General features: G+C 66.4%; 26 protein-coding genes and 1 pseudogene. 16 read left to right on the top strand and 11 right to left on the bottom strand.

From position 1 onward, the window contains the following. Positions 1 to 22 precede the first annotated feature (22 nt). The 14 genes from wrbA (at position 23) to AC1DEK_RS07030 (ending at position 12,107) form a co-directional block, all read left to right on the top strand. Positions 23 to 652: an NAD(P)H:quinone oxidoreductase gene (gene wrbA / locus AC1DEK_RS07095; protein WP_478124507.1), complete on the top strand. Its 630-nt coding sequence runs from the start codon at positions 23 to 25 to the stop codon at positions 650 to 652. Between the two features lie 99 nt (positions 653 to 751). Beyond that, positions 752 to 1,675: a LysR substrate-binding domain-containing protein gene (locus tag AC1DEK_RS07090; RefSeq protein WP_478124506.1), complete on the top strand. Its 924-nt coding sequence runs from the start codon at positions 752 to 754 to the stop codon at positions 1,673 to 1,675. A 123-nt stretch (positions 1,676 to 1,798) separates the two neighbouring features. Then, positions 1,799 to 2,923 carry an iron-containing alcohol dehydrogenase gene (locus tag AC1DEK_RS07085; protein WP_478124505.1) on the top strand — a complete coding sequence of 375 codons (1,125 nt, stop codon included), beginning with the start codon at positions 1,799 to 1,801 and terminating at the stop codon, positions 2,921 to 2,923. 133 nt (positions 2,924 to 3,056) lie between these two features. Then, positions 3,057 to 4,292: a hypothetical protein gene (locus AC1DEK_RS07080; RefSeq protein ID WP_478124504.1), complete on the top strand. Its 1,236-nt coding sequence runs from the start codon at positions 3,057 to 3,059 to the stop codon at positions 4,290 to 4,292. A gap of 3 nt (positions 4,293 to 4,295) precedes the next feature. Next, a complete protein-coding gene (locus AC1DEK_RS07075; RefSeq protein ID WP_478124503.1) occupies positions 4,296 to 5,249 on the top strand; it encodes an Ig-like domain-containing protein in 954 nt (317 codons plus the stop codon). Next, complete coding sequence (locus AC1DEK_RS07070) at positions 5,246 to 5,878, top strand: glutathione S-transferase family protein (protein WP_478124502.1); 633 nt, start codon at positions 5,246 to 5,248, stop codon at positions 5,876 to 5,878. The genes AC1DEK_RS07075 and AC1DEK_RS07070 overlap by 4 nt, the downstream gene beginning before the upstream one ends. Continuing rightward, on the top strand, positions 5,875 to 6,234 hold the full coding sequence (locus AC1DEK_RS07065) for a hypothetical protein (protein ID WP_478124501.1): 360 nt from the start codon (positions 5,875 to 5,877) through the stop codon (positions 6,232 to 6,234). Before AC1DEK_RS07070 ends, AC1DEK_RS07065 begins: the two co-directional genes overlap by 4 nt. An 80-nt stretch (positions 6,235 to 6,314) precedes the next feature. Further along, positions 6,315 to 7,550, top strand: a complete 1,236-nt coding sequence (locus tag AC1DEK_RS07060; RefSeq protein ID WP_478124500.1) for a bifunctional alpha/beta hydrolase/OsmC family protein — start codon at positions 6,315 to 6,317, stop codon at positions 7,548 to 7,550. Between the two features lie 73 nt (positions 7,551 to 7,623). Beyond that, a complete protein-coding gene (locus AC1DEK_RS07055) occupies positions 7,624 to 8,043 on the top strand; it encodes a cupin domain-containing protein (RefSeq protein ID WP_478124499.1) in 420 nt (139 codons plus the stop codon). A gap of 223 nt (positions 8,044 to 8,266) precedes the next feature. Next, the gene (locus AC1DEK_RS07050) at positions 8,267 to 9,190 is read left to right on the top strand and encodes a glutathione S-transferase family protein (protein WP_478124498.1); all 924 of its coding nucleotides are present in this window, start codon (positions 8,267 to 8,269) and stop codon (positions 9,188 to 9,190) included. Next, entirely contained in the window at positions 9,187 to 9,822 is a 636-nt protein-coding gene (locus AC1DEK_RS07045) for a peroxiredoxin-like family protein (protein WP_478124497.1), read from the top strand. Before AC1DEK_RS07050 ends, AC1DEK_RS07045 begins: the two co-directional genes overlap by 4 nt. Before the next feature lie 322 nt (positions 9,823 to 10,144). Then, positions 10,145 to 10,624, top strand: coding sequence for a carboxymuconolactone decarboxylase family protein (locus AC1DEK_RS07040; protein WP_478124496.1), 480 nt, complete (start codon positions 10,145 to 10,147; stop codon positions 10,622 to 10,624). A 64-nt stretch (positions 10,625 to 10,688) separates the two neighbouring features. Then, the gene (locus AC1DEK_RS07035; protein ID WP_478124495.1) at positions 10,689 to 11,444 is read left to right on the top strand and encodes an SDR family oxidoreductase; all 756 of its coding nucleotides are present in this window, start codon (positions 10,689 to 10,691) and stop codon (positions 11,442 to 11,444) included. 117 nt (positions 11,445 to 11,561) lie between these two features. Continuing rightward, the gene (locus AC1DEK_RS07030) at positions 11,562 to 12,107 is read left to right on the top strand and encodes an Ohr family peroxiredoxin (RefSeq protein WP_478124494.1); all 546 of its coding nucleotides are present in this window, start codon (positions 11,562 to 11,564) and stop codon (positions 12,105 to 12,107) included. 110 nt (positions 12,108 to 12,217) lie between these two features. Here AC1DEK_RS07030 and AC1DEK_RS07025 read toward each other — a convergent pair whose 3' ends face one another. Further along, positions 12,218 to 13,105 carry a LysR family transcriptional regulator gene (locus AC1DEK_RS07025; RefSeq protein WP_478124493.1) on the bottom strand — a complete coding sequence of 296 codons (888 nt, stop codon included), beginning with the start codon at positions 13,103 to 13,105 and terminating at the stop codon, positions 12,218 to 12,220. Positions 13,106 to 13,209: 104 nt separating this feature from the next. On the opposite strand from AC1DEK_RS07025, the gene AC1DEK_RS07020 reads away from it, so the two are divergent. After that, positions 13,210 to 13,959: an SDR family NAD(P)-dependent oxidoreductase gene (locus AC1DEK_RS07020; RefSeq protein WP_478124492.1), complete on the top strand. Its 750-nt coding sequence runs from the start codon at positions 13,210 to 13,212 to the stop codon at positions 13,957 to 13,959. A gap of 18 nt (positions 13,960 to 13,977) precedes the next feature. Here the strand turns inward: AC1DEK_RS07020 and AC1DEK_RS07015 are convergent, their stop codons facing one another. Next, positions 13,978 to 14,979 (bottom strand): acyltransferase family protein, encoded by a 1,002-nt coding sequence (locus AC1DEK_RS07015; protein WP_478124491.1) that lies wholly within the window; start codon positions 14,977 to 14,979, stop codon positions 13,978 to 13,980. Positions 14,980 to 14,988: 9 nt separating this feature from the next. Beyond that, entirely contained in the window at positions 14,989 to 16,872 is a 1,884-nt protein-coding gene (locus AC1DEK_RS07010; RefSeq protein ID WP_478124490.1) for a CocE/NonD family hydrolase, read from the bottom strand. Between the two features lie 198 nt (positions 16,873 to 17,070). Here AC1DEK_RS07010 and AC1DEK_RS07005 point away from each other — a divergent pair. After that, positions 17,071 to 17,130, top strand: a pseudogene (locus AC1DEK_RS07005) (hypothetical protein); the annotation flags it as partial. A 198-nt stretch (positions 17,131 to 17,328) separates the two neighbouring features. On the opposite strand, the gene AC1DEK_RS07000 reads toward AC1DEK_RS07005, so the two are convergent. From AC1DEK_RS07000 to AC1DEK_RS06965, 8 genes are read right to left on the bottom strand one after another with little or no spacing between them, the layout of a single operon-like run. Beyond that, positions 17,329 to 17,520: a 2-hydroxymuconate tautomerase gene (locus tag AC1DEK_RS07000; protein WP_478124489.1), complete on the bottom strand. Its 192-nt coding sequence runs from the start codon at positions 17,518 to 17,520 to the stop codon at positions 17,329 to 17,331. A 41-nt stretch (positions 17,521 to 17,561) separates the two neighbouring features. After that, positions 17,562 to 18,350: a 2-oxo-3-hexenedioate decarboxylase gene (gene dmpH / locus AC1DEK_RS06995; RefSeq protein WP_478124488.1), complete on the bottom strand. Its 789-nt coding sequence runs from the start codon at positions 18,348 to 18,350 to the stop codon at positions 17,562 to 17,564. Beyond that, the gene (gene dmpG, locus AC1DEK_RS06990; RefSeq protein WP_478124487.1) at positions 18,347 to 19,411 is read right to left on the bottom strand and encodes a 4-hydroxy-2-oxovalerate aldolase; all 1,065 of its coding nucleotides are present in this window, start codon (positions 19,409 to 19,411) and stop codon (positions 18,347 to 18,349) included. The genes dmpH and dmpG overlap by 4 nt, the downstream gene beginning before the upstream one ends. A gap of 10 nt (positions 19,412 to 19,421) precedes the next feature. Continuing rightward, positions 19,422 to 20,351: an acetaldehyde dehydrogenase (acetylating) gene (locus AC1DEK_RS06985; RefSeq protein ID WP_478124486.1), complete on the bottom strand. Its 930-nt coding sequence runs from the start codon at positions 20,349 to 20,351 to the stop codon at positions 19,422 to 19,424. 13 nt (positions 20,352 to 20,364) lie between these two features. Beyond that, positions 20,365 to 21,147 carry a 2-oxopent-4-enoate hydratase gene (gene dmpE, locus AC1DEK_RS06980; RefSeq protein ID WP_478124485.1) on the bottom strand — a complete coding sequence of 261 codons (783 nt, stop codon included), beginning with the start codon at positions 21,145 to 21,147 and terminating at the stop codon, positions 20,365 to 20,367. A gap of 39 nt (positions 21,148 to 21,186) precedes the next feature. Next, positions 21,187 to 22,017: an alpha/beta fold hydrolase gene (locus AC1DEK_RS06975; protein ID WP_478124703.1), complete on the bottom strand. Its 831-nt coding sequence runs from the start codon at positions 22,015 to 22,017 to the stop codon at positions 21,187 to 21,189. A gap of 4 nt (positions 22,018 to 22,021) precedes the next feature. Continuing rightward, positions 22,022 to 23,476: a 2-hydroxymuconic semialdehyde dehydrogenase gene (locus tag AC1DEK_RS06970; RefSeq protein WP_478124484.1), complete on the bottom strand. Its 1,455-nt coding sequence runs from the start codon at positions 23,474 to 23,476 to the stop codon at positions 22,022 to 22,024. A 13-nt stretch (positions 23,477 to 23,489) separates the two neighbouring features. Further along, positions 23,490 to 24,422 (bottom strand): catechol 2,3-dioxygenase, encoded by a 933-nt coding sequence (locus AC1DEK_RS06965; RefSeq protein ID WP_478124483.1) that lies wholly within the window; start codon positions 24,420 to 24,422, stop codon positions 23,490 to 23,492. Positions 24,423 to 24,436: the final 14 nt, after the last annotated feature.

Genomic DNA, 24,436 nt, shown 5'->3' with positions numbered 1-24,436 from the left:
AGCTTCCCATACAGGTCAACCCATGTCCAAACCCAAGGTTCTCATCGCTTTCTATTCCCGCAACAGTTCCACCGAGCTTCTGGCCAAGGCCCTCGCGCAAGGCGCCATGGCCGAGGGCGCGGAAGTGCGCCTTCGCCGCGCGCGGGAATTCGTTGCACCCGAGGTCATGCGCCAGGTGCCCGAATGGTCCGAGCGGGCCAGCGAGATGAACGCCAAGTACGAAGCCCCGACCGAGGCTGACGCCGAATGGGCCGATGCCATCGTCTTCGGCACACCGACGCGCTTCGGCTCCATTGCCGCCGAACTCAAGGCCTACATCGACTCGCTCGGCGGTCTCTGGTTCCAGGGCAAGCTGAACGGCAAGGCCGGCTCGGTGTTCGGCTCGACCTCTTCCAGGCACGGAGGCAACGAGTCGACGCTGCTGTCGCTGTACGGCCCCATGGCGCACCTGGGCCTGATCATCGTGCCGCTGGGCTATGCCGATCCGGCGATGTTCGCGGCAGGCACGCCCTATGGCGCGACCCACGTCTCCAACCGCGACGCGGTCATGCCCGGTGCCGAAGACCTCGCCGTCGCGACCTACCAGGGCCGGCGTGTTGCTTCGGTGGCCCGGTCGCTGCGTGTGGTGCAGCCGGTGGCCGAAGCTGCCTGAGAGAGGGAATAGCGGGCAGGCAGCGGCGGCGCTATCCTCGACGGCAGCGCTGTCGCTGCACATGCGGCGCGATTTGCCTGCGCTCTCACCAGGATTGCGATGCTGGATCTGAAGGATGTCTTCTATTTCGTCCAAGTCGTCGACCGCGGAGGGTTCACGGCCGCTGGGTCAGCCCTTCGCCTGCCGAAGTCGACACTGAGCCATCGCGTCCAGGAACTCGAAGGCTACCTGGGCGTGCGCCTGCTCAACCGGACGTCGCGCCAGTTCGGTATGACCGACATCGGCAAGGAGTTCTACCAGTACGCGGTCGCGATGCTGCACAGTTCCGACGTGGCCGAAGAGGCGGTGCGCCAGCGCCTGGCCGAACCCAGCGGTGTGATCCGGCTGACCACCGCCGTGGAGATTGCGCAGTTTGCGCTACGCGAGATTCTTCCCGTTTTCCTGAACCGGTACCCGAAGGTGCGCATCGTCGAGATCGCGACCGACCGGTACGTAGACATCGTGGGCGAAGGCTTCGACCTTGCGATACGCGGGCACACGGCGCCGCTGCAGAACTCCACGCTGGTGCAGCGCGCGCTGGCCGAGGTGCCCTGGTATCTGTTCGCAAGCCCCGGGTACCTCGCGCAAAACGGCGTGCCCGAGAGCCCCGCGGACCTTGCCCAGCACGCGAGCATCGCGATGGCGCGCAACGGGCCGCTGCAATGGCAACTGAAGGGGCCGGACAACGAAGAGCTCGTGATGCCCATCGACCCACGCTTTCAAAGCAACAACATGGTCGCGCTCAAAGAGGCGGCCTGCGCCAACTTGGGCATCGCGGCGCTGCCGGGCTACATCTGCAGGTCGGAATTGCGCGATGGGATCCTGCAGCAGCTGCTGCCCGACTGGTCAGCGGCGGATGCGCGCATCTCGGCGCTGATTCCGTTTCGCACCGGCCTGCTTCCCGCGGTGCGTTCGCTGGTCGATTTCCTCGCCGTCGAGATGCCGGTCGTCACGGCCTTCGACCACCCGCGCAGCTTCGAGTGAAGCGCCCGCGCGGCACGGTCGCGTCGTCCACGAACATGGACGCTGCGTCTGGCAAAGAGCGGCTTGTGAGCGATCGGTGAAGGACCTATCTTTTCGGCCCTGACTTCCACAAGGCCGATCGAGATGAATCATTTGAATTGCTTGCCGCAAGACGGCATTTTCTGGGGCCATCACATCCTGCAAGGCGCGGTGGCGCGGCTCGGCGAGCACGGCATCCATCGCCCGATGGCGTTCACCGTCGAACCATTGACGAAGCTCTATCAGGAGTGCGTGCGCCCCAACCTGAAGCAGTCCGTAGGCAGCTTCATGGAACTGCCGGCGCACGTGCCCGACGTGGCGGTGCAAGCCGGCCTCGACGCCTGCCTGCACGCCGGCGCCGAATCGATCGTGGCGCTGGGCGGCGGCTCGGTGCTCGATGCGGCCAAGGCCGTGTCCTACCTGCACCATGAAAAGACGGGACGCTACCTGCCCATCGCGGCGCTGCCGACGACGCTCTCGGGCTCCGAGTTCTCTCACTACTTCGGCATCACCGAGACCGACGGCCCCGAGAAATTCAAGCGCAGCTATGCGGTGCGCGAGACGGTGCCTAAGGCGGTCGTGATCGACCCCGTGCTCGTGTTCGACACGCCGCGCGCGCTGCTGCTGTCATCCGCCATCAAGGGCATGGATCATGCGGTGGAAGGCATGCGCAAGGTGACGAAGGAGCATCCCCACGCGATCATGGCGGCAAGCGGGCTGGAGCGGTTCCTGAAGGTGCTGCAGAAGTGGCCGCAGGCCGTGACGACGCGCGAGGCGCTGGACAAGGGGCTGGTGACCCCCGACGACCTGCTGCAGCTGCAGCTGGCGGCCTGGCAGTGCTACTTCTCGCCCGCCTCGGTCATCTACGGCCTGAGCCATCGCATCGGCCACATCCTGGGCGGCACCTTCGGCCTGCCGCACAGTGCGACGTCCTGCATCACGCTGGCACCGGTGATTCGCGCCTGCGCGGATTTCTACGGCGACAAGCTCGGCATCTTCATCAATGCCGGCGCTTCGCGCGACGTGGATGCCGCCGCTCACTTGGCCGACAGCATCTCGCAAGTGGTGAGGTCGCTCGGCTTGCGCGATCGCATCGGCGCCTTCGATCTCGACCGGGCCAAACTCCCCGAGGTCGCGCGGCTGCTGAAGAAGAACTACCCCAATGAAGTCGCCGACCTGGGCAATAACGCGAGCGTCAAGCTCGACGCGCTGCTCGATAGCCTCTGGTAAGTCCTTGGTGAGCGCCTGGCCGCAAACGCATTGGTGCCTTGCAGACAACGCCGTGCTCCCTCTCGCATACCTACCGCCGAGGGCCGGCCGTTCCTAGGATCGATGGGTCCATCCAACCTTCAAGGAGCTCCCCATGCGTCTGCGCACCATCGTCACCGCCCTCGCCTGCTGCCTCGGTGCCTCTCTCAACGCCGTCGCGGCGGATGTGAAGTCCATCTCCCGCCTTGCCGCGGGCCCCGGCAATATCCTGTTCATCGCCGACTGGAAAGCCGCCCGCGTCCACGCGATCTCGCTACCTGCGGCACAGCAGCGGCCGGCAGGCACGGCGTTCAACATCCTTGACCTGGAGAGCCTGCTCTCCGCCCAGGTCGGCGGCGCCAAGGTCACTGTCGAGGACATGGTCGTGCGGCCTGGCACCGCGCAGGTGTACGTGGCTGTGAGCTACGGCGCCGCGAAGACGCCAGCGCTCATCATGGTCACCAGCGACAAGAAGGCGCGCCGCGTCGACTTGAAGGCGGCGGCCTCTACGTCGGTCGCACTGCGCGACGCGCCCACCTCGGACTACAGCTTCTGGAAGGAAACGCCGGAGCGCAGCTTCACGGTCACCGACATGAAGTGGCGCGAAGGCGAACTCTTCGTTGCCGGCCTCTCCAACCAGGACTTCGCCTCGACGCTGCGCCGGGTGAAGTACCCCTTCGACACGAAGCAGTCGATCACCTCGGTGGAGATCTACCACGCGGGCCACAACCTGATCGAGACGCGCGCGCCGATCCGCGCGATGAGCTTCGCGAGCTGGGGCGGCAAGCCCTACCTGGTGGCCGCCTACACCTGCACGCCGCTGGTGACGATCCCACTGGATGACCTGAAGGATGGCGCGCATATCCGCGGCAAGACCGTCGCCGAACTCGGCTACGGCAACACGCCGGCTGACATGATTGCCTATTCGCGCACCGAGCAAGGCAAGACCGAAGACTTCCTGCTGCTGGCGAACTTCGACCGCGTGTCGAACGTCATTCCCGTGTCGCAGCTGGAGGCGACGGGTTCGCGTCCTGGCATCGAGAAGCAGGTGCCTTTCGGGCAGCTCGCGGGTGTCGAAGTCATGCAGGCCCCGCTGGCCGGCACACTGCGGCTGGACAATCTCGACGAGAAATCGTTCGTCGTCGTGCGTCGCAGGCTCGAGAAGGACGCGCTGCAGCTCGTTTCCATCGGCAAGGAACTGAGCTTCCGGCTGACCGACCACGTCTCGGAGTACGCCTTCGCAGAGTACAGCTTCAAGGGCGACAACTTCCAGCTGCAGAACATCAAACCCCGGCAGGACATCCTGCTGAAGGACGAAGGCTTCCCGGACCTGATCAAGGCATCGGAGTAAGCCGTGCGTCTTCGCCGACTATGCGGTGCCGTGGCGCTCGTCGTGATGCTGGGCGCGTCGCACGCCGGACCTGCCGCGCCATCCCCCGCAGCTGCGCAAATGGTGCGCGTCCAGCCGTCCGCTGGCCAGGTGCCGGCCAACCTGCTGCGCCTGTCCATCGAGTTCGCGACACCGATCGAAGGCCCGGTGCTGCCGAGGCTCGCACTGCTGCGCCCCGACGGAAAGCCGCTCACGCAACCGTTTCTCGAGCAGGAACTCTGGTCGCCCAGCGGCCGAGTCCTGACCGTGCTGATGCATCCAGGCCGCGTCAAGACCGGCTTGAAAGCGCGTGATGTCCTGGGGCCGATCCTGGTCGAGGGAGGCGATGTGACCTTGACGCTTGACGGCCGTCCCATACATCACTGGCGCGTCGGCCCCCCGGACACGAGCGGTCCCGCCGTGGCGGCATGGCGCCTGTCGTCCGTGCGCGCCGCATCGAAGCAAGCGCTCGTCGTGACGCTGGACGACGCCATCGATGGCCGGGAAGCCGACTACATCGCGATCGCAGACCCACACGGCCGGCGCGTGAGTGGCCAAGCCCTGCTGAAAGACGGCGAGCGCACCTGGTCGTTCACGCCACACACCGCATGGCGCGCCGGCGAATACCGACTGATCGTCCGCGGGACCCTCGAAGACCCGGCCGGCAATCGCCTTGGCGGACGCTTCGAAACGCCCGCAGACGCGCCGGAGACTGTACCCGCCGATGCCGCACTTGCATTCACCGTGGACTCTACCTCGTCATTGGCCAGTGCCGCGATTGGTGCGCCGGCGACAACACGGTGCAGCCCGACACAGGCCTACCGCCACTGTGCACGCCTGCCTAGCATCGAATCGTTCGCCAGCCTCTCCTTCACGACGCGAGGCCGACTGCCCCGCCGAAAGCGAAGGACTCACTTCAACCCAACGGATACATCATGAAGCTCTATCACATGCCCGGCGCATGCTCCCTCGCCGACCTGATCGTCCTCCAGTGGATCGGCGCAGACCACGAGCCGGTGCGCATGAGCCTGGAAAGCATCAAGTCGCCCGACTACCTCGCCATCAACGCGGGCGGCACGGTGCCGCTGCTGGTACATGGCGACCTTTCGCTCACCGAGAACGTCGCCATCCTCGGCTACCTGGCAGACCTGTACCCCGAAGCGCGCCTGCTCGGTGACGGCTCACCGCGCGCCCGCGCCGAGGTCATGCGCTGGCTGGGCTTTCTCAACTCGGATGTGCACAAGGCGTTCAAGCCGATCTTCGTGCCGCAGCGTTTCCTGAGGGACGCGGCGATGGCGCCCGCGCTGGCCGAGAACGCGCGCGGCCATGTGCGCGACTATCTCGTGCGACTCGATGACCAACTCGAAGGGCGCGACTGGCTCACCGGCGAACGCTCCATTGCCGACCCGTACCTGTTCGTGCTCTCGCGCTGGTCGGCGGCCAAAAAGGTCGACATGCAGGGCCTGGACAACCTCGCACGCTTCGTGCGGATGATGGACGGCGACGCCGGCGTGCAAGCCGCGCTGGACGCAGAGCGCGATATGCCGCAGCAAGCCGGGACGCCATGAGACTTTCGCTGGCAGCTTCCCCCGAAGCCTCCGAGCCGCGTTGCGCCACCTCGGGCGCGCTCGCCCACTGGTACGCAGAACAGCCCGCCGTGCGGCGGCTGTGGGCCGTCCAGGCGACCGACGAGCCCATGCTGCGCGTCATCGTCATGCTGGAACCCTCGCTGGACGGCGACGAGATCAGCCCCGCCTGGATGGCTCACGGTAGCCGTTGGGCACGCGATCTGCGGGAACGGCTGGCCGGCGCCGTGCAACTGGAACGCATCGACGGGCCGCTGCCCGACGAATTCGAGATCGACGGCGAAGGTGCTGTGCTTGCGGCGCTGTGCTGGCGCGACTCGACCGCGCCCGACGCCTGAGCCCCCTTGGCCCAAGGCGCAGCGCGCATCGGACGCATCCCCATCCGAACGCATCTGCTCCAGACACAGGAACTCGCCCCGTGCCCACACGCCCCTTCGAAGTGATCAACGCCCAGGGACACCGCCTCTCAGGCAGCCTCGAAATGCCCGAGGGCATTCAGCGGGGTTGGGCGCTTTTCGCGCACTGCTTCACCTGCGGCAAGAACAACCTCGCGGCCGTGCGCATCGCTCGCGCGCTGGCCAGCGTGGGTATCGGTGTGCTGCGCTTCGACTTCACCGGGCTGGGCGACAGCGAGGGCAACTTCGCCGACGCGAGCTTTTCGCTGAACGTGCAGGACCTCGTGTCTGCCGCCGACGCCATGGAGGCCGCCGGCATGCCGGCGCGCCTGCTCATCGGTCACAGCCTGGGCGGCTCCGCCGTGCTCGCCGCGGCAGGCCGCATCGCGGGCGCGCGAGCGGTTGCGACCATCGCCGCGCCGTTCGACGTGGCCCAGGTGCTGCAACTGCTGGACCCGGCGGGTCTTGCGCGCCTGGAGACCGAGGGGCATGCGCTGGTCCAGGTGGTCGGACGGCCCATGGCGGTGGGCAAGGCCTTCGTGGACGACTTGCGCGCACACGACCCGGGTGCGCGCATCGCGGCACTTCACCGGCCGCTGCTGCTGCTGCACGCGCCGCAGGACCGGACGGTCGACATCGAGAACGCCACGCGCATCTTTCTGGCGGCAAGGCATCCGAAGAGTTTCGTCTCGCTCGATGATGCGGACCATCTGTTGTCCAAGCGCGAAGACGCCGAACAGGTCGCGCGCCTCATCGCGACCTGGGCGGCCCCCTACCTGCCCGAGCCGCCCGCCGGGCACCCCCTCGCGGCGGATGCCGAGGCCGAAGAAACGGGGTTGGGCAAATTCCAGCTCGCGCTGCGCTCGGGCGGCTCGCGCTGGCTCGCCGACGAACCCGCAACGGTGGGAGGGCTCGGTTCGGGACCGACACCCTACAACCTCCTGTCGTCCGCGCTCGCCGCCTGCACGACCATGACGCTGCGCCACTACGCCGACAGCAAGGGCTGGCCGGTCGCGCGCATCCGCACCGCGGTGAGCCACCGAAAGGACAAGTCGGCCTCCCCGCCCGATGTCTTCAGCCGCCGGGTGTCCATCGAGGGCACCCTCGCGCAGGCGCAACGCGAGGAGCTTCTGGAAATGGCGCAGCGATGCCCCGTTCACCGAACGCTCGAAGCGGGCGCGCGCTTCGAGCCTGTGGAAGGGGAGCCCCCGAAGCGCAGGGGCCTTTGCGCGATTGGTGCCTTGCACACAACACCGTGATCCATCGCGCAGGCCTACCGCACCCGGAAACCCGATCCTACGATTCATCCATCGCATCAACAAAGACACGACCATGATCAAGATCGCAAAAAGCCTCGGGCTCACATTTGTGCTCGCCGCAGGCGCCGCCATGGCACAGCACGCCACCGCGCACGGCACGCCCAAAGACGCCAAGGTGACGCCGCTGCTGACCCAGGAGATGAAGGACATCCCCGGCAAGGAGGTGCTGATGATCACGGTGGACTACCCGCCCGGCGCCGTTGACCCCGTGCATCGCCATGATGCCCACAGCTACGTGTACGTGCTCGAGGGCTCGATCGTGATGGGCGTCAAAGGCGGCAAGGAAGTCACGCTCAAGGCCGGAGACACCTTCTACGAAGGCCCCGACGACATCCACACCGTCGGGCGCAACGCGAGCAAGACCAAGCCCGCGAAGTTCGTCGTCATGCTCGTGAAGAACAAGGGTGCCGAGTTCTTCATTCCAGTGAAATAACCCACCGGTTGCATTCCACCCGCCGCAACGAAGATGACGGGTGTCAGATCGCCGAGGCGGCTGTAATGAGGCGTGCACTTTCCACCCGTTCGTGCACGGGACAGACTCACGTCGGCGCGGTGTCCCCGCGTAGATCCGACCAGCAACACGGCGACGCGGCGGGTGGAAGGCATCCCTTGCTTCCTGCAACAGGAAGCCGGCACACGCACACAGGACCCCCGCCATGAAACTCTTCTACATGCCCGGCGCCAGCGCGCTGGCCGATCACATCGTGCTCGAGTGGTCCGGCCAGCCGTACGAAACAGTGCGCATGGACCGCCGCAGCATCAAGACGCCGGAGTACCTGGCACTCAACCCGACAGGCGCAGTGCCGCTGCTTGTGGATGGCGACTTCACGCTGACCGAGAACGTCGCCATCCTTGGCTACCTTGCGGACCTGCATCCGCAACTGCAGCTGGCAGGCGACGGCTCGCCGCGCGCGCGGGCGGAGGTGATGCGCTGGCTCGGTTTCCTGAACTCCGATGTGCACAAGGCGTTCAGGCCGATCTTCTTTCCCGAGCGCTACCTGCCGGACGCCGGCCAGGCGGCGCGACTGGCTGCCACGGCGCGCAGCCACGTGCGCGAGTACCTCGCGCGGCTCGATGCGCAACTCGCCGGGCGTGAATGGCTCACGGGCCAGCGTTCCATTGCCGATGCCTATCACTTCGTGATGCTGCGCTGGGCCATCGGCACGAAGGTCGGCCTGCACGGCTTCGAACACCTGACTGCCTTCGTTCGCCGCATGCATGCCGACGAAGGCGTGCATGCGGCGCTCGTGATGGAGGAAGGTCTGGCGCCGCACACCGAACGTGCGCCCAGTGCGCCTGATCAGCTGATGCGCCTGACCGAACGGATCCGCGACAACCTGGCCACCACGCTGACGGCCGAAGTGGTCGGCGTGGTCGAGTACAGCGAAGGCGACGGCCCCGAGCTCGAAGTGCGCCGTGGTCTCGTGCAGGTGGAGGTCGTCCGGATGGACACGGTCTTCAGCTGGCAGGACGAGAACTACCGCGCACAGGCAGCCATTCCGTTCCAGAACTTCTCGCGTTATGTCAGCAATGGCGCGATCCGGCTCGACCTGTCCTCACTTTTGGGAACCCCGCCATGAGCGCGCAACTTTCCGCCTTTGACCACAACGACGCCGCCGATGCGGTGTTCGACGCCACGGGCATCGCTGCCCGCGCCAAGCGTGCCGGCGACCTGGCGCCTGACGCGACATTGCCGGACGGTGACGGTCGTCCGGTCCGCCTTTCGGAGGTGTGGCGCAAGGGACCGCTCGTGCTGGTCTTCTACCGCGGCGGCTGGTGCGGTTACTGCAGCCTCCAGCTGCGGGCCTGGCATCAGCGCGCAGACGACCTGGCAAGGCTTGGTGCCATGCTCCTGGCGATCTCGCCGCAGACGCCTGATCACTCGATGCGAACGGCCGAGGACAACCAGCTCGCGTTCACCGTGCTCAGCGATTCCGACCTCGAGGCCGCCAATGGCTTCGAGCTGGCCTTCACGCTTCCTCCCGAACTCGTGAGCTTCTACGGTTCGGTGGGCACCGACATCCCCGTCCTCAATGGCAACGGCCTGTGGGTGCTCCCGGTCCCTGCGACCTATGTGATCGACGAAGAAGGCCGCATCCGTTTCGCACACATCGAGGAAGACATCCGAAAGCGCGCGGAGCCGGCCGATGTGCTGCGCGTCATCGAGGACCTCGTACGCAGCCGTGCGCCTTCGGCAGCCGGTGGAGGCTGAGGCCTGCAGCCGTCCCAAATGACGAAGCCCGCCAGGAATTGACGGGCTTCGTCGCTTGGCGGATCGACAGTTCGCTGCTCAGTTGGGCGAAATTCTAGGACGCGGTCTCGCCGCTTTTCACTTTCGACTGGTGCCATTTCGGAAACATGCCGAGTCCCCCGCCGGATTGTTGCGCGAGGGGCAACACCGTGAAGCCTTGTGCGTGGCTACCGGTGGCGACCTGCCAAACCTACGCTACCTCCCTGTCTACGCGATCTTCGCAAACGGATGACTCAGCCGAGTCTGAGTACAGGCATCCGCCACCCATTTCCAGGAGCCAGTCATGACCCAACGTGTCAACTATGTCGAGCAGTCGCCCGAACTCTTCAAGAAGTTCGTCGAGTTCCTCAATGCCATCAAGGAGGGCGCGATCGAAGAGCCGCTTCGCAACCTCGTGTCGATCCGCACATCGCAGCTCAACGGCTGCACCTTCTGTCTGGACATGCACGTCAAGCAGGCCAAGATCCAGGGCGAGCGCGAGCTGCGCCTGTACCACCTGGCCGCATGGCGCGAATCGACGCTGTTCATCCCGCGCGAGCGTGCGGCACTGGCCTGGACCGAAGTGCTGACCAAGCTGCCCGAGCAAGGCGTGCCCGACGAAATCTATGAGCGCGTGCGCACGCAGCTGTCGGAAAAGGAAATCTCCGACCTCACCTTCCTCGTCATGTCGACGAACGCATGGAGCCGCCTGAACATCGCCTTCAAGAGCGTGCCCGGAGCCTCCGACAAGGTCTTCGGCCTGGACAAGGCAAAGCTCTCCTGAGCCCCGCTGGCAGGAACCGTTTCCATCAACCACCCGGCCCCTTGCGGGCTACAAGGAAATCATCATGAAGATCGTTGTCATCGGCGGCTCGGGCCTCATCGGCTCGAAGGTTGTCAGCAAGCTGCGCGACGCCGGCCATGAGGTCGTCGCCGCGTCACCCGCCTCGGGCGTGAACACCATCACCGGCGAAGGCCTGGCCGAGGCCCTGCAAGGCACGCAGGTGGTGCTGGACGTGGCGAACTCGCCCTCGTTCGAGGACAAGGCCGTGCTCGAGTTCTTCGAGACGTCCGGGCGCAACCTGCTGGCCGCGGAAGCCGTGGCCGGCGTGAAGCACCACGTCGCGTTGTCGGTGGTCGGCACCGACCGCCTTTCCGAAAGCGGCTACTTCCGCGGCAAGATCGCGCAGGAAAAGCTGATTCGCGAATCGAAGATTCCGTACACCATCGTCCATTCGACGCAGTTCTTCGAGTTCCTCGGCGGCATCGCGCAGTCGGGCACCGACGGTGACACCGTGCATCTCTCGCCGGCCTTCGTACAACCGATCGCATCGGATGACGTCGCCGCCGCCGTCGCGGACTACACCCTGGGCAGCCCCGTGAACGGCGTGGTCGAAATTGCGGGCCCCGAGCGCGTTCGCTTGTCCGATCTGGTACAGCGTTTTCTCGCCAAGACCAATGATCCGCGCAAGGTCGTCCAGGACGTGCACGCGCGTTACTTCGGCGCGGAGCTGAAGGACGACACGCTGGTGCCGGGCGCCAACCCACGCATCGGCGCGCTCAACTTCGAAGCCTGGTACGCACTGCCCAAGCCCGCACGCTGATGCGAAGTCCGCCCTCGGCCGCCGCCTGACGCGGCCGGGGGCTGCTGCCCCAAGTCTCCCCCCCCCTTCCTTGTGAACCCCAAAGCGTTCCCTCCTTGAATTGAACGGAAGCCTGGAATGCCCACGCAGAAAGACAAAGCCGGCGTCTTCGCAGCGAAAGCGGCGCAACGAGGTCGATTGCAACCGCCTCCCGTCGCGTTGCTCGACAGGTACAAGGGACAGGAGTTCGAACCGATCTATTCGACGGTCGTCACAGTGAGCGGCGGCGAAGCCGAACACGGACGGGCTTCGGGCGTGGCGCGCTCCGACGACGGCAACCTGAACGTGCAGCTTCGCCTTCCCACCGCCCTGGGCGGAGACGGCGACGGCACCAACCCGGAGCAGCTGTTCGCAGCAGCCTACGCCGCGTGCTTCCATGGGGCCTTGAACCTGCTGGCCGCGAAAAGAAGGATTCCGGTCCACGACGCCAACGTGCAGATGTCCGTCGCGTTCGGTCGCGACCCCGTCGACGGGCTCTTCATGCTCACGGCCGACGTCTGGATTCACCTGCCCGACGTCGAGAAAAGCGTGGCCGAGGAACTGGTGCGCAGCACCGAGCGGTTCTGTCCGTACGCCAAGATGGCGCGCAACGGCATCACCACCATCGTGGCACTGGCGACCTAGGAGTCCACCCCCTCTGCGCCCTCAGGCGGGGCACCCATCACCCATCACCCGGGCCGATCCGGCCTACGGCGCCGGCGTGGCGAAAGCTGGGTCTGCAAGGCTGCGCTATTTCAGGACAGACGTTCGAGCTGCGCCGCGAGGAACTCGATGAACAGACGTGCACGCGCCGGCGCCTGGCGCCCGAAGGCATGCAGGGCCGAGATGGTCACACGCGGCAACGGCTGGGACGGCAGCACGGGCACCAATCGACCAGCATCGATGTCGTCCTGCACGAACAGGCGCAGGATCTGCACGATGCCCAGGTCGCCGAGCGCCGCGATGCGCAGAGCGACGCTGTTGTCCGTGTCGAACACGCCGGCGGGGTTCAGCACCGTGCCATCGGCAAAGCGGATCGGAAACGCCTTGCCGCCCAGCATGTAGCGCACGTGCGCGTGGCTGTGCAGAGCCTCGACCGAGTCGGGCGTGCCGCGATTCGCGAGGTATCCGGGCGACGCAACCAGCGCGAGCGGCAGATCAGCGAGGCGCCGCGCGGTGAGGTCGGAGTCCGCCACATCCCCTGCGCGGATGGCGATGTCGTAGCCCTCGCGGATCAGGTCGACATGGCGGTCGGCCAGGCTCATCTCCAGCTTCAGCTCAGGGTGCCTGGGCAGGAACTTGCCGACGACGGGTTCCAGCAAGATGCGACCCAGGTCGCCGGGGGCGGTGATGCGCAACACGCCCCGCGCTATGCCCGTTGGCTGCATCACGTCGCTCGCCTCGTCGAGCGCGCGCAGCAGCGGCGCGATGCGTTCGTAGTACGCGGCGCCTTCCTGCGTGAGCGACAGCAACCGCGTCGAGCGCTGGAAGAGCCGCACGCCGAAGCGTTGCTCCAGCCGCGCCACGCCCTTGGAAACTGCCGACGGTGAGGTGCCCAGCATCCGCGCGGCCGCACTGAACGATCCGGCCTCGACAGCAGTGGCAAAGGCCATCAATCCGGGCGCGTGGTCGAGAACATTCATTGAAGACTCCGAGGCACAAGTGTTTCCATTTTTTCCCACTACTGGAGTTCACGGGGACGCCCTAGATTGAAGGCTTCTCTCTTCATTGAACAAGGAAAAGCATCATGCAAAAACTCTCGGGCAAAGTGGCCGTGATCACCGGCGGCAACAGCGGCATCGGCTTGGCCTGCGCCCAGGCGTTCGCCGCTGAAGGCGCCCGTGTCGTCATCGTGGGTCGCCGCCAGGACGCCGTGGACACGGCGTTGGCGAGCCTCGGTCCAGAGGCGATGGGCTTCGTCGGCGACGTGGCGGATTTGGGAATGCACGACCGTCTGCTCGCTCCGGTGATGGCACGCTTTGGCGGCATCGACATCTACGTGGCCAATGCGGGCACGGCCATTCTCGAGCCATCATCTGCCGTCACCGTGGACAACTACGACGTACAGTTCGCCACCAACGCGCGCGCCGTGTTCTTCGGCGTGACCAAGGCGCTGCCACTCATGCGCGATGGCGGCTCGATCATTCTCACGAGCTCGATCGCCGCCAGCAAGGTCATGGACAACCACGCGGTCTACGCAGGCAGCAAAGCCGCCATCGAGGCCTTCGCACGCAGTTGGGCGCTCGAACTCAAGGAGCGCCGCATCCGCGTCAATGTGCTCAGCCCCGGACCGGTCGACACGCCGATCCTGGGGAAGCTGGGCATCACGGAATCCGCGCGGCCCGAGTTCGACAAGGCCATGTCGGCCGCGATCCCGCTGGGACGCCTGGGCAAACCGGACGAGCTGGCGCAGGCAGCGCTTTTCCTGGCGAGCGACGACAGCGTGTTCGTCACGGGCGTCAACCTGAAGGTCGACGGCGGGATGGCGCTGACCTGAAAGGCCAATGCACGGCGCTCACGCGGTGCTGCGGACCTGCGGCCAGGCCTTCTGACGCCATCGCTTCAGGGGCATGTCCACCAAATGCAGGCAGATCGCCGCCATCGTGAACGAGAACGCAAGTGTCACGCTCAGCGTGATCCAAAGCGGCTGCCTATCGCGCAGCAGCAGCACCAATGGGAAATGCCAAAGATAGATGCCATAGGACAGCCGGCCGATGTAGACCATGGGCCGCGACGCGAGCAACGCCGCGCTCCCATGCGCTGCGGCGTAGCAGATCAGCACGAATGCCGACAACTCCGCCAATGTGATGCGCAGCGTGACCGCTTCGGTCTGGTGGCTCGTGGGCAGCGAAGGCAAGGTCGTGAGAACCAGCAGTGCCATGCAGGCCACTGCGAGCAGGCGCCTCGACACCTTGACAGGGGACAGCGCCGCAATGGCCCCGAGCAGGATTGCGCTCATTCGCGTGTCGAAGCGGAAATACGCCTGCGACCAGGTCCAGTTCATGGCCACGGTATAGCGCCATGCGGTCACGGCCAGGAATGCCGATACGAGCCAGCCGACGGGGTGGCGCGTTCGCAGAAGCAGCGGCAGCACCAGGGGCCATAGCAGGTAGAACTTCTCCTCCACGCCCAGGGACCAGGTGTGGCCGATGGTGTAGGCCACCTCCCAGAAGGCCAGCGCATAGTCGTAGACATAGAGTGCGGCGAGCACGGCGGACAGCCAGCGATTCTCTGCCGGCCAGAGGATGGGGGCCAGCCCCACGTAGACCGCGACCACGAGCAGCAGCGTCGGGTACAGCCGCAACGCCCGGCGCGCGTAGAAGCGGCCGATCTCGATGCCGCCATGGCGGTGCTCGGCTGTCAGCAGCGAAGTGATGAGGTAGCCGGACAGAACGAAGAAGATGTCCAGCCCGACGAACCCGCCATGCGCACCGGGGACCTGGCAGTGGAACAGGACCACCGCGAGGATGGACAACGCGCGAACACCGTCGAGCGCCGGGTTGTAGGGCATGGACATCCGTGCGGCTCAGCGCGTGGCCAGCGGGTCCGCACGGCACGGCTGCAGGATCGTCGCACCGCACGCCGGAAAGCTTGCCGGTCCCTTGACGTCCTTCAGCACGCCGAGCCGCACCAGGGAGTCGTACCTGGCGTTGTGCAGCACATGGAGGCGCTGCTTCTGCGTGAAGGTGTCGAACACCAGGCCACCGGTTTGGGCCGGCGTGTCGATCCAGATCCGCAGCCGCGAGCCGCTGCGAAAGTAGTGGCCCATCTTGTTGATCTCGACACGCGCAAGCACCGGCCGGCCCGGCAGCAGCGGCATGGGCTGCTCCGGTCGTTCAAGCCGGATGGGCAGCAACGGCGTCGAGCGCGAGGTGTCCAAGGCGCGGTTCGACAAGCGCAACCAGCCCCGCTGGACATAGGTTTCCTGCCCGTCGGGCCGCAGTTCGGTGACGGTGACCTGCAAGTCGGCGTCGCCGGCGCTGGCCGTGACCCAGAGGTCGGCACTGCCCGGCCCGTAGACCATCATGTCCTCACCCAACGGCGGCGAGGTGTAGGCCACGCCCGTGGTCTCCCAGTCTCCTGGCAAGGGACCCCAGAAGCTCCTTCCCGCGATGTCGTTGACGACCACACCGGTACCGGGATAGTCGAAGCCATCAGCGGCTCCGGAGCCGGGCGCATCGGCGAGCGTATGGCCCGCACCCAGGTGGAACGCCTTGACGACCAGGTCGTCGCTGCGGATCGGCCCCCTTTGCACCACCCAGCGCGGCTTGGGAGAGACGCGCCGCTCCAGCGCATTGGCGCTCGCGCTTGCTTCGGCGGTTTCCATCCAGACGGTGGTGCGTGGCGTGTCGCGCTCGAATCCGTTGTTCTCGCCTTTGACGAAGCGGTCGAGAAAGCGCACCGCCATCGCCTGGAAATCCGCGGCCAAGTACATGTCGTGCCGACCGTTCGTCTGCACGGACCACAGCTTGGACGGATCGAGTCGGGCCTGGTAGTAGCCGCTGCGCGGTGTGATGGCCTGGTCCTGGAACGCTTCGAGCGACAGCACGGGAACCTGCACACGGTCTGCATGCGGTGCCAGGTCGAAGCTCTTCATGTGATCGTCCCGAAGGGGATGCGACAGGAACAGGTGCATCACGGAGCTCGCGTCCTCTGCCGCGAGGTTCTTCCGGATCTGCGCCAGGCAGGCGGCATCGCCCTCTTCGGTTGCGGTCTGCGCAACCACCTTTTCCCAGTAGGCGCGCATGGAGCCGCGCAAGGGCGTGATGAAACCTGGCGCCGGCACACCGCCGGGCATCAGGGCGTCACGGAAGTCCGTCAGCACCATGCCGGGCACGATGGCCCGAAGATGCAGCGGCCGGTGCTGCGCCGTCGCCAGTTGGGACGAACCTCCGTACGACCAGTTCACCATGCCGACCTTGGTGTCGGACCAGGCTTGCGACGCCGCGAATTCGACGGCTTCGGCACCATGTCTTCCGAGTTGCGGCCGCGTGTACTCGAGCGGGCCCGTGGAGCACCCGCTGCCCGCGGCGTTGACGCCCATCACGGCATAGCCGGCCTCGACGAGCCGCTTGTCGAGCTCGACCGACATTGATGTCTTGTACTGAAGATAGGGCGTTCCGCCGATCGAGCCGGCGTCGTAGCCGTTGATGCTCAGGATGACGGGGAACTTGCCCGAGGCCTTCGGCAAGAGCACGCTGTAGCGCAGCCTGACGCCATCGGTCGTCGTGAAATAGCCAGTGAGGCGCTTGGCCCAGAACGGTGCGGCCGGTCCCTGCGCGGGGAAATCGAAAGGCCGCGCCGCCGGCAGGCCCGTGTCGGGATCCAGCGGGACATCCTGCCCATGTGCCGCGAGCGACGTGACGAACGCCGTGGTGAGCGTAATGGCGGCAACGATGAACTTCTTCATGGTTCGTGTACTCGGGGGCTTGCTGGATCGGCGGCGTGGCGATGTTAGGGCATTGCTGCGTCACCGACAGTCCTTCGCACGACAAACGTTGGCGGTCGCTCCGGCTACGCGAAGTACCGCCGCGAATTCAACCGGATCTTCTGGAAGCGATGGTCACCGACGTGGCGCTTCGACGACGCGACCTTTGCCCGCCGCGGCATGCTCGACCGCCTGAGCCGCGGACCGGCCTCGGCGTCCGAGCTGCCCGCAACGCTGGGGATGGCGCTGCCTTCGGCCGTCAAGCACCTCGCCGTGCTTGTTGAAGGCGGGTTCGTCGCTGGAGAGCGTGCGCAGATGTGCGGACCGCATCGGAAAGGACGACTCGCGGCGAGACCTTCTGATTCGTGTACGCGGCAAGCGCCGTGGATTTCTCACTGCCCATTCCACACCTTTCCGACGCGCCGCGGCGCGAACCGGTTAGCGCCCCAGGTCTTTGGCGGACACGCCGCCGATGCCCCAGTTTTCCTTGGGCATGTCGTGCAGCCACACGCGCACGTTCTCCTTCGGCGCACCGACGGCTTCGACGATGGCGCGGGTCACTTTCTCGATCAGCGCGCGCTTCTGCTCTTCGGTGCGGCCTTCAATGAGGTAGATCTGTGCAAAGGGCATTCGTCTACTCCAGTGGTTTGTGCTTCGGTGATTGATGCAGATCAAACGAATCGCAGGCCCACGCTGCCCATCCCCTGCACCTTCAGCGTGACGGCATCGCCGGCCTGCACGGCTACGGCCTCGGTGATGCCGCCCGACAGGATCAGCGTGCCCGCCGGAATCTCCTCGCCGCGCGCGCCCAGATGGTTGGCCAGCATCGCAATGGCCGCGGCCGGGTGCCCGAGCACCGCGGCGCCCGCGCCGAAGGCCACGGGCTGGCCGTTCTTCTCGAGCACGATGCCGACGGTACGCAGGTCGACCTCGCTCGCGGACACGGCACGACCGCCCACCACGAAGCGCGAGGCCGAGGTGTTGTCGGCCACCACGCTCTTGAGGTCGAACTTGAAGTCGCGGTAGCGGCTGTCGATCACCTCGATGCCTGGCAGCACAAAGTCTGTGGCCGCGAGCACAGAACCGATGTGACAGCCCGGGCCGCTGAGCGCGCGCTTGGTGACGAACGCGATCTCGGGCTCGACCTTGGGATGGATGAGCTCACTCACCTTGCACTCACCGCCTTCGGGCACGGCGTAGTTGTCGGCCATGAAGCCGAAGACCGGTGTGGTCACGCCCATCTGCTTCATCTTCGCGTGCGAGGTGAGCCCGGCCTTCAGTCCAATGATGCGATGGCCGCGTGCGAGCTTTCGGCGGCGGATCTCGTTCTGGATGGCGTAGGCGTCGTCCCAATCCATCTCGGGATACTCGTCGGTGATCTTGGGCGTGTCGCGCGCCTCCAGCTCACAGGTCTCCAGGTGCTCGGCGAGCGCGGCGATGGTGTTCTTGTCGAGCTTCATGCCGCCACTCCTTCCTGTTGTTGCACGGCCTGGCGTGCGCGAGCCAGCGTGATGGCCGTGTCTTCGATCATGTCTTCCTGCCCGCCGACCATGCCGCGCCGCCCCAGCTCCACCAATATCTCGCGCGCGGGCACGCCGTACTTCTTCTCGGCGCGCTTGGCGAACAGCAGGAAACTCGAATACACGCCCGCGTACCCCAGCGTGAGCGAGTCGCGGTCGACGCGGATCATGTGGTCCATGATCGGCACGACGCGGTCCTCGGCCACGTCCTGGATGCGGAACACATCGACACCGGTTTCGATGCCCATGCGGTCACACACGGCCACGAACACTTCCATCGGCGTGTTGCCCGCGCCCGCGCCCAGACCCGCGGCGGCGGCGTCGATGCGATTGGCACCGGCCGCAACGGCCGCGACCGAGTTGGCCACGCCCATCGCGAGGTTGTGATGGCCATGAAAGCCCAGCTCGGTGTCGGCCTTGAGCGCCGCGCGCACCGCGCCGATGCGCGCCGTGACATCGTCCGGCAGCATGTAGCCCGCCGAGTCGGTCACGTAGATGCAGTTGGCGCCGTAGCCTTCCATGAGCAGCGCTTGGCGCACCAGCGTCTCGGGCGAGGCCATGTGGGCCATCATGAGAAAGCCGACCGTGTCCATGTCGAGCTGGCGCGCCATGGTGATGTGCTGCTCGGACACGTCGGCCTCGGTGCAGTGCGTGGCCACGCGCACGGTGTGCACGCCCAGGCCGTGCGCCATGCGCAGGTGGTCCACGGTGCCGATGCCGGGAATCAACAGGGCCGACACCTTGGCCTGCTTCATCAGCGGGATCACGGCACCCAGGTACTCCTCGTCGGAATGCGCGGGAAAGCCGTAGTTGACGGAGCTGCCGCCCAGGCCGTCGCCATGCGTCACTTCGATCAGCGGCACGCCCGCTTCGTCAAGCCCGCTGGCGATGTGCTTCATCTGTTCGAGCGTCATCAGGTGGCGCTTGGGGTGCATGCCGTCGCGCAGCGTCATGTCGTGCAGGGTCAGGCGGCGGCCCTGGAGGGTGTTCGTGGTGGTCATGAGTGTGCTCCTAGGCCACGGCGGGCTCGGGTTGCGGGAGGCTGGCGAGCATCGCTTCGGCGAACATTTCGGCCGTGCGCGCCGCCGCAGCGGTCATGATGTCGAGATTGCCGGCGTACTTGGGCAGGTAGTCGCCCAGGCCTTCCACCTCCAGGTAGATCGACACGCGGTTGCCGTCGAACACGGGTCCGTTCACGAGCTTGTAGCCCGGCACGTACTTGCGCACCTCGGCCATCATCTCGTGCACCGAGGCCGTGATGCGCGCCTCGTCGGGCACTCCTTCGGTGAGGCAGTGCACCGTGTCGCGCATGATCAGCGGCGGCTCGGCCGGGTTGACGATGATGATCGCCTTGCCCTTGGCCGCGCCGCCCACGCGCTCGACCGCACCGGCCGTGGTGCGCGTGAACTCGTCGATGTTCCTGCGCGTGCCAGGACCGACCGAGCGGCTGGACACAGTGGCCACGATCTCGCCGTAGGCCACGGGCTGCACGCGCGACACCGCCGCCACCATCGGGATCGTGGCCTGTCCGCCGCAGGTGACCATGTTGACGTTGGCCGGACGCGCGCCGGCCGCCATCAGAAGGCTCTTCAGGTTGACCGGCGGCACGCAGAACGGGCCGATGGCCGCGGGCGTGAGGTCGATCATGAGCACGCCCAGGGCATTGAGCCTGGCGCTGTTCTCGGCATGCACGTATGCGCTGGTGGCGTCGAAAGCGATCTGCACGCCGTCGGCCTTCACATGCGGTAGCAGGCCATCCACGCCCTCGGCCGTGGTCTTCAGACCTATCTCGCGGGCACGCTTCAGGCCGTCGGACTCGGGGTCGATGCCCACCATCCACACGGGTTCGAGCACCGGGCTGCGCTGCAGCTTGGCGAGCAGGTCGGTGCCGATGTTGCCGGGGCCGATCAGCGCGCACTTGATCTTCGTTGGCTTCGTCATGGGGTTGTCTCCTTCAATGGAAGCGCACCGAGCAGCCGCCCAGGCCGCCGATCGAGACGCGGAAGTTGTCGCCGGCTTGGGCGGGGAACATCGCGGCGAGCGCGCCCGACAGGATCACCTCGCCCGCCTTGAGCCCGATGCCCAGGGCGCCGAGGGTGTTGGCCAGCCACGCGACGGCGTTCACCGGCGAGCCGAGCGCGGCGGCGCCCGCGCCGGTGGCGATGATTTCGCCGTTCTTCTCAAGCACCATGCCGCAGGTCGCCAGGTCGATTCGGCGCGGATCGACCGCGTGGTCACCGAGCACGAACACGCCACACGAGGCGTTGTCGGCCACGGTGTCGGCGATCTTGATCTTCCAGTCCCGGATGCGCGAGTCGACGATCTCGAAGCAGGGCATCACGCATTCGGTGGCGGCCAGCACGTCGGCGTTGCCGATGCCCGGACCCATGAGGTCGCGCTTGAGCAGAAAGGCGATCTCGCCCTCGGCCTTGGGCTGGATGAGCGTGCGGCTGTCGATCGACTCGCCCTCGCCGACGATCATGCCGTCGAGCAGATAGCCGAAGTCGGGCTGGAACACGCCCAGCATGTTCATCACGGCGCGCGAGGTCACGCCGATCTTCTTGCCGACGATGCGCTCGCCGGCTTCCAGGCGGCGCGCGATCATGCGCTGCTGGATGCCGTAGGCGTCCGCGATGGTGATGCCATCGTGCCGGCTCGTGAGGGGGTCCACGACGCTGCGCTCGCGCAGCGCGTCGTAGAGCTCGTCGCCGAGCCGCCGGATGAGGGTGGAGTCCATGGGAAGTCTTTCCTTTGCTCTGTCTCGGGGGTGAATCAATCAATCGGGTTCGTTGAGGAAGTCGCCGACCAGGCGGGCGAAGCGCGCGCTGTGCTCGATCTGCGTCCAGTGGCCGCAGCGGCCGAACACATGCAGCTGGCTGTTGGGAATCCACTGGTTCAGCGTGAGCGAGGTGGCCAGCGGAATTACCTGGTCTTCGCGGCCGTGGATCAGCAGCGTCTCATGCGCCAGCGCCCGAATGTCGGGCTCGGGGCTCGCCATGGCATCGACCCAGCGCTGGCGCGGTGCCGGGAACATCGCGCCGAAGGCTTCCTGGAAGCCGGGCCGCATGCTGGCCTCGTAGCGCAGCTGCGCGAGCTCGTCGGTGACGAGCGTGCGGTCGAACGCGAACACGTCCATGATCCGGCGCATGTTCGCGAACGAAGGCATGTAGCCCCAGACGGCATCGAGCCCGGGCGTGATCGCGAAGGGCACGCCCACGCTGCCCATGAGCACCAGCCGGCGCACGCGGTGCGGCGCACGGATGGCGAGCGCCAACGCGAGCGCCCCGCCGAAGGAGTTGCCCACCACATCGGCGCGTTCGATGTCCAGTGCGTCCAGCAGGTCGAGTGCCTGCTGCACCCAGGTGTCCATCGTGTAGGTCGCGCCGGGCACGCGCTGCGTGAAGCCGAAGCCAGCCATATCGGGCGCGATCACGCGGCGCGTGCGCGCGAGCACGGGCAGCACCAGGCGCCAGTTGGCCCACGCACTCACGCCCGGGCCCGAGCCATGGATGAAGAGCACCGGCGCGCCCTCGCCCAGGTCGTGCACGTTGGTGTCGAAAGCGCCGGTGCGCACGCTGTTCGCGATTTCGGGGTTGCTCACTGCCAGCTCCTCACAGCTTGATGCAGACGTTGCGCAGCTCGGTGTAGAACTCGAGCGAATGCACTCCGCCCTCGCGCCCGATGCCCGACGACTTGGCGCCACCGAAGGCGGTACGCAGGTCGCGCAGAAACCAGCTGTTGACCCAGCAGATGCCGACCTGCACCTGCTTTGCCACACGGTGCGCGCGGCCCAGGTTCTCGGTCCACACGGTGGTCGCCAGGCCATAGTCGGTGGCGTTGGCCAGCGCGATCGCTTCTTCCTCGGTGTCGAACGGCGCGATGTGGCAGCAGGGGCCGAAGATTTCCTCGCGGATCACCGAAGCCGTCTCGGGCAGACCGGTCCAGATCGTGGGCTGCACCCAGTGGCCCTCGGCCAGGGCGCCTTGCATCGCCGGCACGCCGCCGCCGGTGACGACGGTGGCGCCCTCCTCCCTGGCCTGGCGGTAGTACGACAGCACCTTCTGCTGGTGCTCGCGCGAGATCAGCGGGCCGATGCCCACCCCGGCTTCTTCCGACGGGCCCGGCTTGAGCGCCTCGGCCTTGGCCCTGAGCGCCGCGACGAACCTGTCGAAGATGGGTCGTTGCACGTAGACGCGCTCTGTGCCCAGGCACACCTGGCCGCAGTTCTCGAAGGCCGAGCGGGTGATGCCGGCCACGGCCTTGTCGAAATCCGCGTCGGCGAACACGATGCCGGCGTTCTTGCCGCCCAGTTCGAAGGACACGGGCCGCACTCCCTTGGCAGCGGCGCCCATGATGGCCTCGCCGGTGCGCGTCTCGCCCGTGAAGGTGATGCCGTCCACGCCCGGATGCGTGGTGAGGAACTCGCCGGCCGAGTCAGGCCCGAAGCCGTGCACCACGTTGTAGACGCCCGGTGGAATGCCGACCGCGTTCATCACCTCGCCCAGCAGCGTGGCAGTGGCGGGCGTTTCCTCCGAAGGCTTGACCACCACGGTGTTGCCGCAGGCCAGCGCCGGGCCGACCTTCCAGGTCATGAGCAGCAGAGGCAGGTTCCACGGGCACACGACGCCGATCACGCCCAGCGGCGAGCGCACGGCGTAGTTCAGCGCTTGCCCGCCGTCCGGCGTGGTCATCTCGAAGCTCTCAGTCGGTACGTTCTTCACGATGTCGGCAAACACCTTGAAGTTAGCCGCGCCGCGCGGAATGTCCACGTGCGAGGCCAGCGCGTGCGGCTTGCCGGTGTCAGCCATCTCGGCCGCCAGGAAGTCGTCGAAGCGCCGGTTGATTTCGTCGGCCACGGCGTGCAGCAGCTCGACGCGGCGCGCGACGCTCATGCGACCCCACTCACCGTTGAGCGCCGCGCGTGCGGCGCGCACGGCCGCATCGACCTCGCTGCGGCCTGCCTCGTGCACCTTGCCGATGACGCGGTTGTCCACCGGCGCGCGGTTGTCGAAGGTCTTCAAAGTGGCGACGAACTCGCCGCCGATGAAGTTCATGAACTGTTTCATCGCACCGACTCCTTCAGGTCACCACGCTCAGGAAGTTCTCGTTGAGCTTGCGGTCGTGATAGAAGATCGCGCGCCCGAGTTCGTCGTCGGTCCACACCAGCGGCGGCTTGTCCGGGTAGAAGATGTAGCCGCCCGAGAACACTTCGTTGCGGTTGCCGCTCGGGTCGAAGAAGTAGATGGTCTCGCCGCGCGTGATGCCGTGACGCGTGGGCCCGATGTCGAGCGACACGCGCCGCTTGGTGATGATGTCCGCCGCCTTGAGCACCTCGCCCCAGTTGTCGAGCAGGAACGAGGCATGGTGGAACTTGTTCTTCTCCGGATGGCGGATGAACGCGATGTCGTGTGGCTTGGTCGAGCAGGTGAGGAAGGCCGCGATGTACATGCGCTCGGGGCCGGCCACCACGCTCTCGGCCAGCTGGAAGCCCAGCACCTCGGTGAACAGCTTCATGGTGCCGTCGAGGTCGTCGCCGTACAGCAGGCAGTGGTCGAAGCGCGAAGGCGCCATGCCCTTGAGATCGTCGGGGTAGACCTCGGGGTTCTCGTAGGGCATTCCGTTGCCGACCTTCTCCTTCTCGGCAAAGAGCTCGATGGCATGGCCGGTGGGCACGGTGAAGCGAAAGCGCTGGCCCGTGCGCAGGTGCTCACCGGCTTCGATCCACTGCATGTCGGTGGCCAGGCCGCTGGCCTTCAGGTCGGCGGCGAGCTTGTCGAGCGTGGCGGGCGAATCGACGCGAAAGCCCATGAAGTCCATGCCGGCCTCGTCGGCCTCGCGCAGCACGACGCTGTGGTGGTCGTGCTCGTCCCAGGCCTTGAGGTAGATGCGGCCCCGCGCATCGCGCCCGGTTTCGATCAGGCCCAGCACATCGCGGTAGTGCGTGAGGGCAGCCCCGAGGTCGAGCACGCGCAGTTGCACGTGTCCGGGGCGAATGACGCCAGTGAGTGCCATGGAAGTCTCCTTTG

Source organism: Variovorax sp. 10N420, assembly GCF_056394705.1.
The sequence above is the reverse complement of the archived record's forward strand: the minus strand, read 5'-3'. Positions and strand labels throughout refer to the sequence as shown.

Coding starts and splice junctions, on each gene's coding strand:
- wrbA (WP_478124507.1), top strand. CDS start 23: ATGTCCAAACCCAAGGTTCTCATCGCTTTCTATTCCCGCAACAGTTCC.
- AC1DEK_RS07090 (WP_478124506.1), top strand. CDS start 752: ATGCTGGATCTGAAGGATGTCTTCTATTTCGTCCAAGTCGTCGACCGC.
- AC1DEK_RS07085 (WP_478124505.1), top strand. CDS start 1,799: ATGAATCATTTGAATTGCTTGCCGCAAGACGGCATTTTCTGGGGCCAT.
- AC1DEK_RS07080 (WP_478124504.1), top strand. CDS start 3,057: ATGCGTCTGCGCACCATCGTCACCGCCCTCGCCTGCTGCCTCGGTGCC.
- AC1DEK_RS07070 (WP_478124502.1), top strand. CDS start 5,246: ATGAAGCTCTATCACATGCCCGGCGCATGCTCCCTCGCCGACCTGATC.
- AC1DEK_RS07065 (WP_478124501.1), top strand. CDS start 5,875: ATGAGACTTTCGCTGGCAGCTTCCCCCGAAGCCTCCGAGCCGCGTTGC.
- AC1DEK_RS07055 (WP_478124499.1), top strand. CDS start 7,624: ATGATCAAGATCGCAAAAAGCCTCGGGCTCACATTTGTGCTCGCCGCA.
- AC1DEK_RS07050 (WP_478124498.1), top strand. CDS start 8,267: ATGAAACTCTTCTACATGCCCGGCGCCAGCGCGCTGGCCGATCACATC.
- AC1DEK_RS07045 (WP_478124497.1), top strand. CDS start 9,187: ATGAGCGCGCAACTTTCCGCCTTTGACCACAACGACGCCGCCGATGCG.
- AC1DEK_RS07040 (WP_478124496.1), top strand. CDS start 10,145: ATGACCCAACGTGTCAACTATGTCGAGCAGTCGCCCGAACTCTTCAAG.
- AC1DEK_RS07035 (WP_478124495.1), top strand. CDS start 10,689: ATGAAGATCGTTGTCATCGGCGGCTCGGGCCTCATCGGCTCGAAGGTT.
- AC1DEK_RS07030 (WP_478124494.1), top strand. CDS start 11,562: ATGCCCACGCAGAAAGACAAAGCCGGCGTCTTCGCAGCGAAAGCGGCG.
- AC1DEK_RS07025 (WP_478124493.1), bottom strand. CDS start 13,105: ATGAATGTTCTCGACCACGCGCCCGGATTGATGGCCTTTGCCACTGCT.
- AC1DEK_RS07020 (WP_478124492.1), top strand. CDS start 13,210: ATGCAAAAACTCTCGGGCAAAGTGGCCGTGATCACCGGCGGCAACAGC.
- AC1DEK_RS07015 (WP_478124491.1), bottom strand. CDS start 14,979: ATGTCCATGCCCTACAACCCGGCGCTCGACGGTGTTCGCGCGTTGTCC.
- AC1DEK_RS07010 (WP_478124490.1), bottom strand. CDS start 16,872: ATGAAGAAGTTCATCGTTGCCGCCATTACGCTCACCACGGCGTTCGTC.
- AC1DEK_RS07000 (WP_478124489.1), bottom strand. CDS start 17,520: ATGCCCTTTGCACAGATCTACCTCATTGAAGGCCGCACCGAAGAGCAG.
- dmpH (WP_478124488.1), bottom strand. CDS start 18,350: ATGAAGCTCGACAAGAACACCATCGCCGCGCTCGCCGAGCACCTGGAG.
- dmpG (WP_478124487.1), bottom strand. CDS start 19,411: ATGACCACCACGAACACCCTCCAGGGCCGCCGCCTGACCCTGCACGAC.
- AC1DEK_RS06985 (WP_478124486.1), bottom strand. CDS start 20,351: ATGACGAAGCCAACGAAGATCAAGTGCGCGCTGATCGGCCCCGGCAAC.
- dmpE (WP_478124485.1), bottom strand. CDS start 21,147: ATGGACTCCACCCTCATCCGGCGGCTCGGCGACGAGCTCTACGACGCG.
- AC1DEK_RS06970 (WP_478124484.1), bottom strand. CDS start 23,476: ATGAAACAGTTCATGAACTTCATCGGCGGCGAGTTCGTCGCCACTTTG.
- AC1DEK_RS06965 (WP_478124483.1), bottom strand. CDS start 24,422: ATGGCACTCACTGGCGTCATTCGCCCCGGACACGTGCAACTGCGCGTG.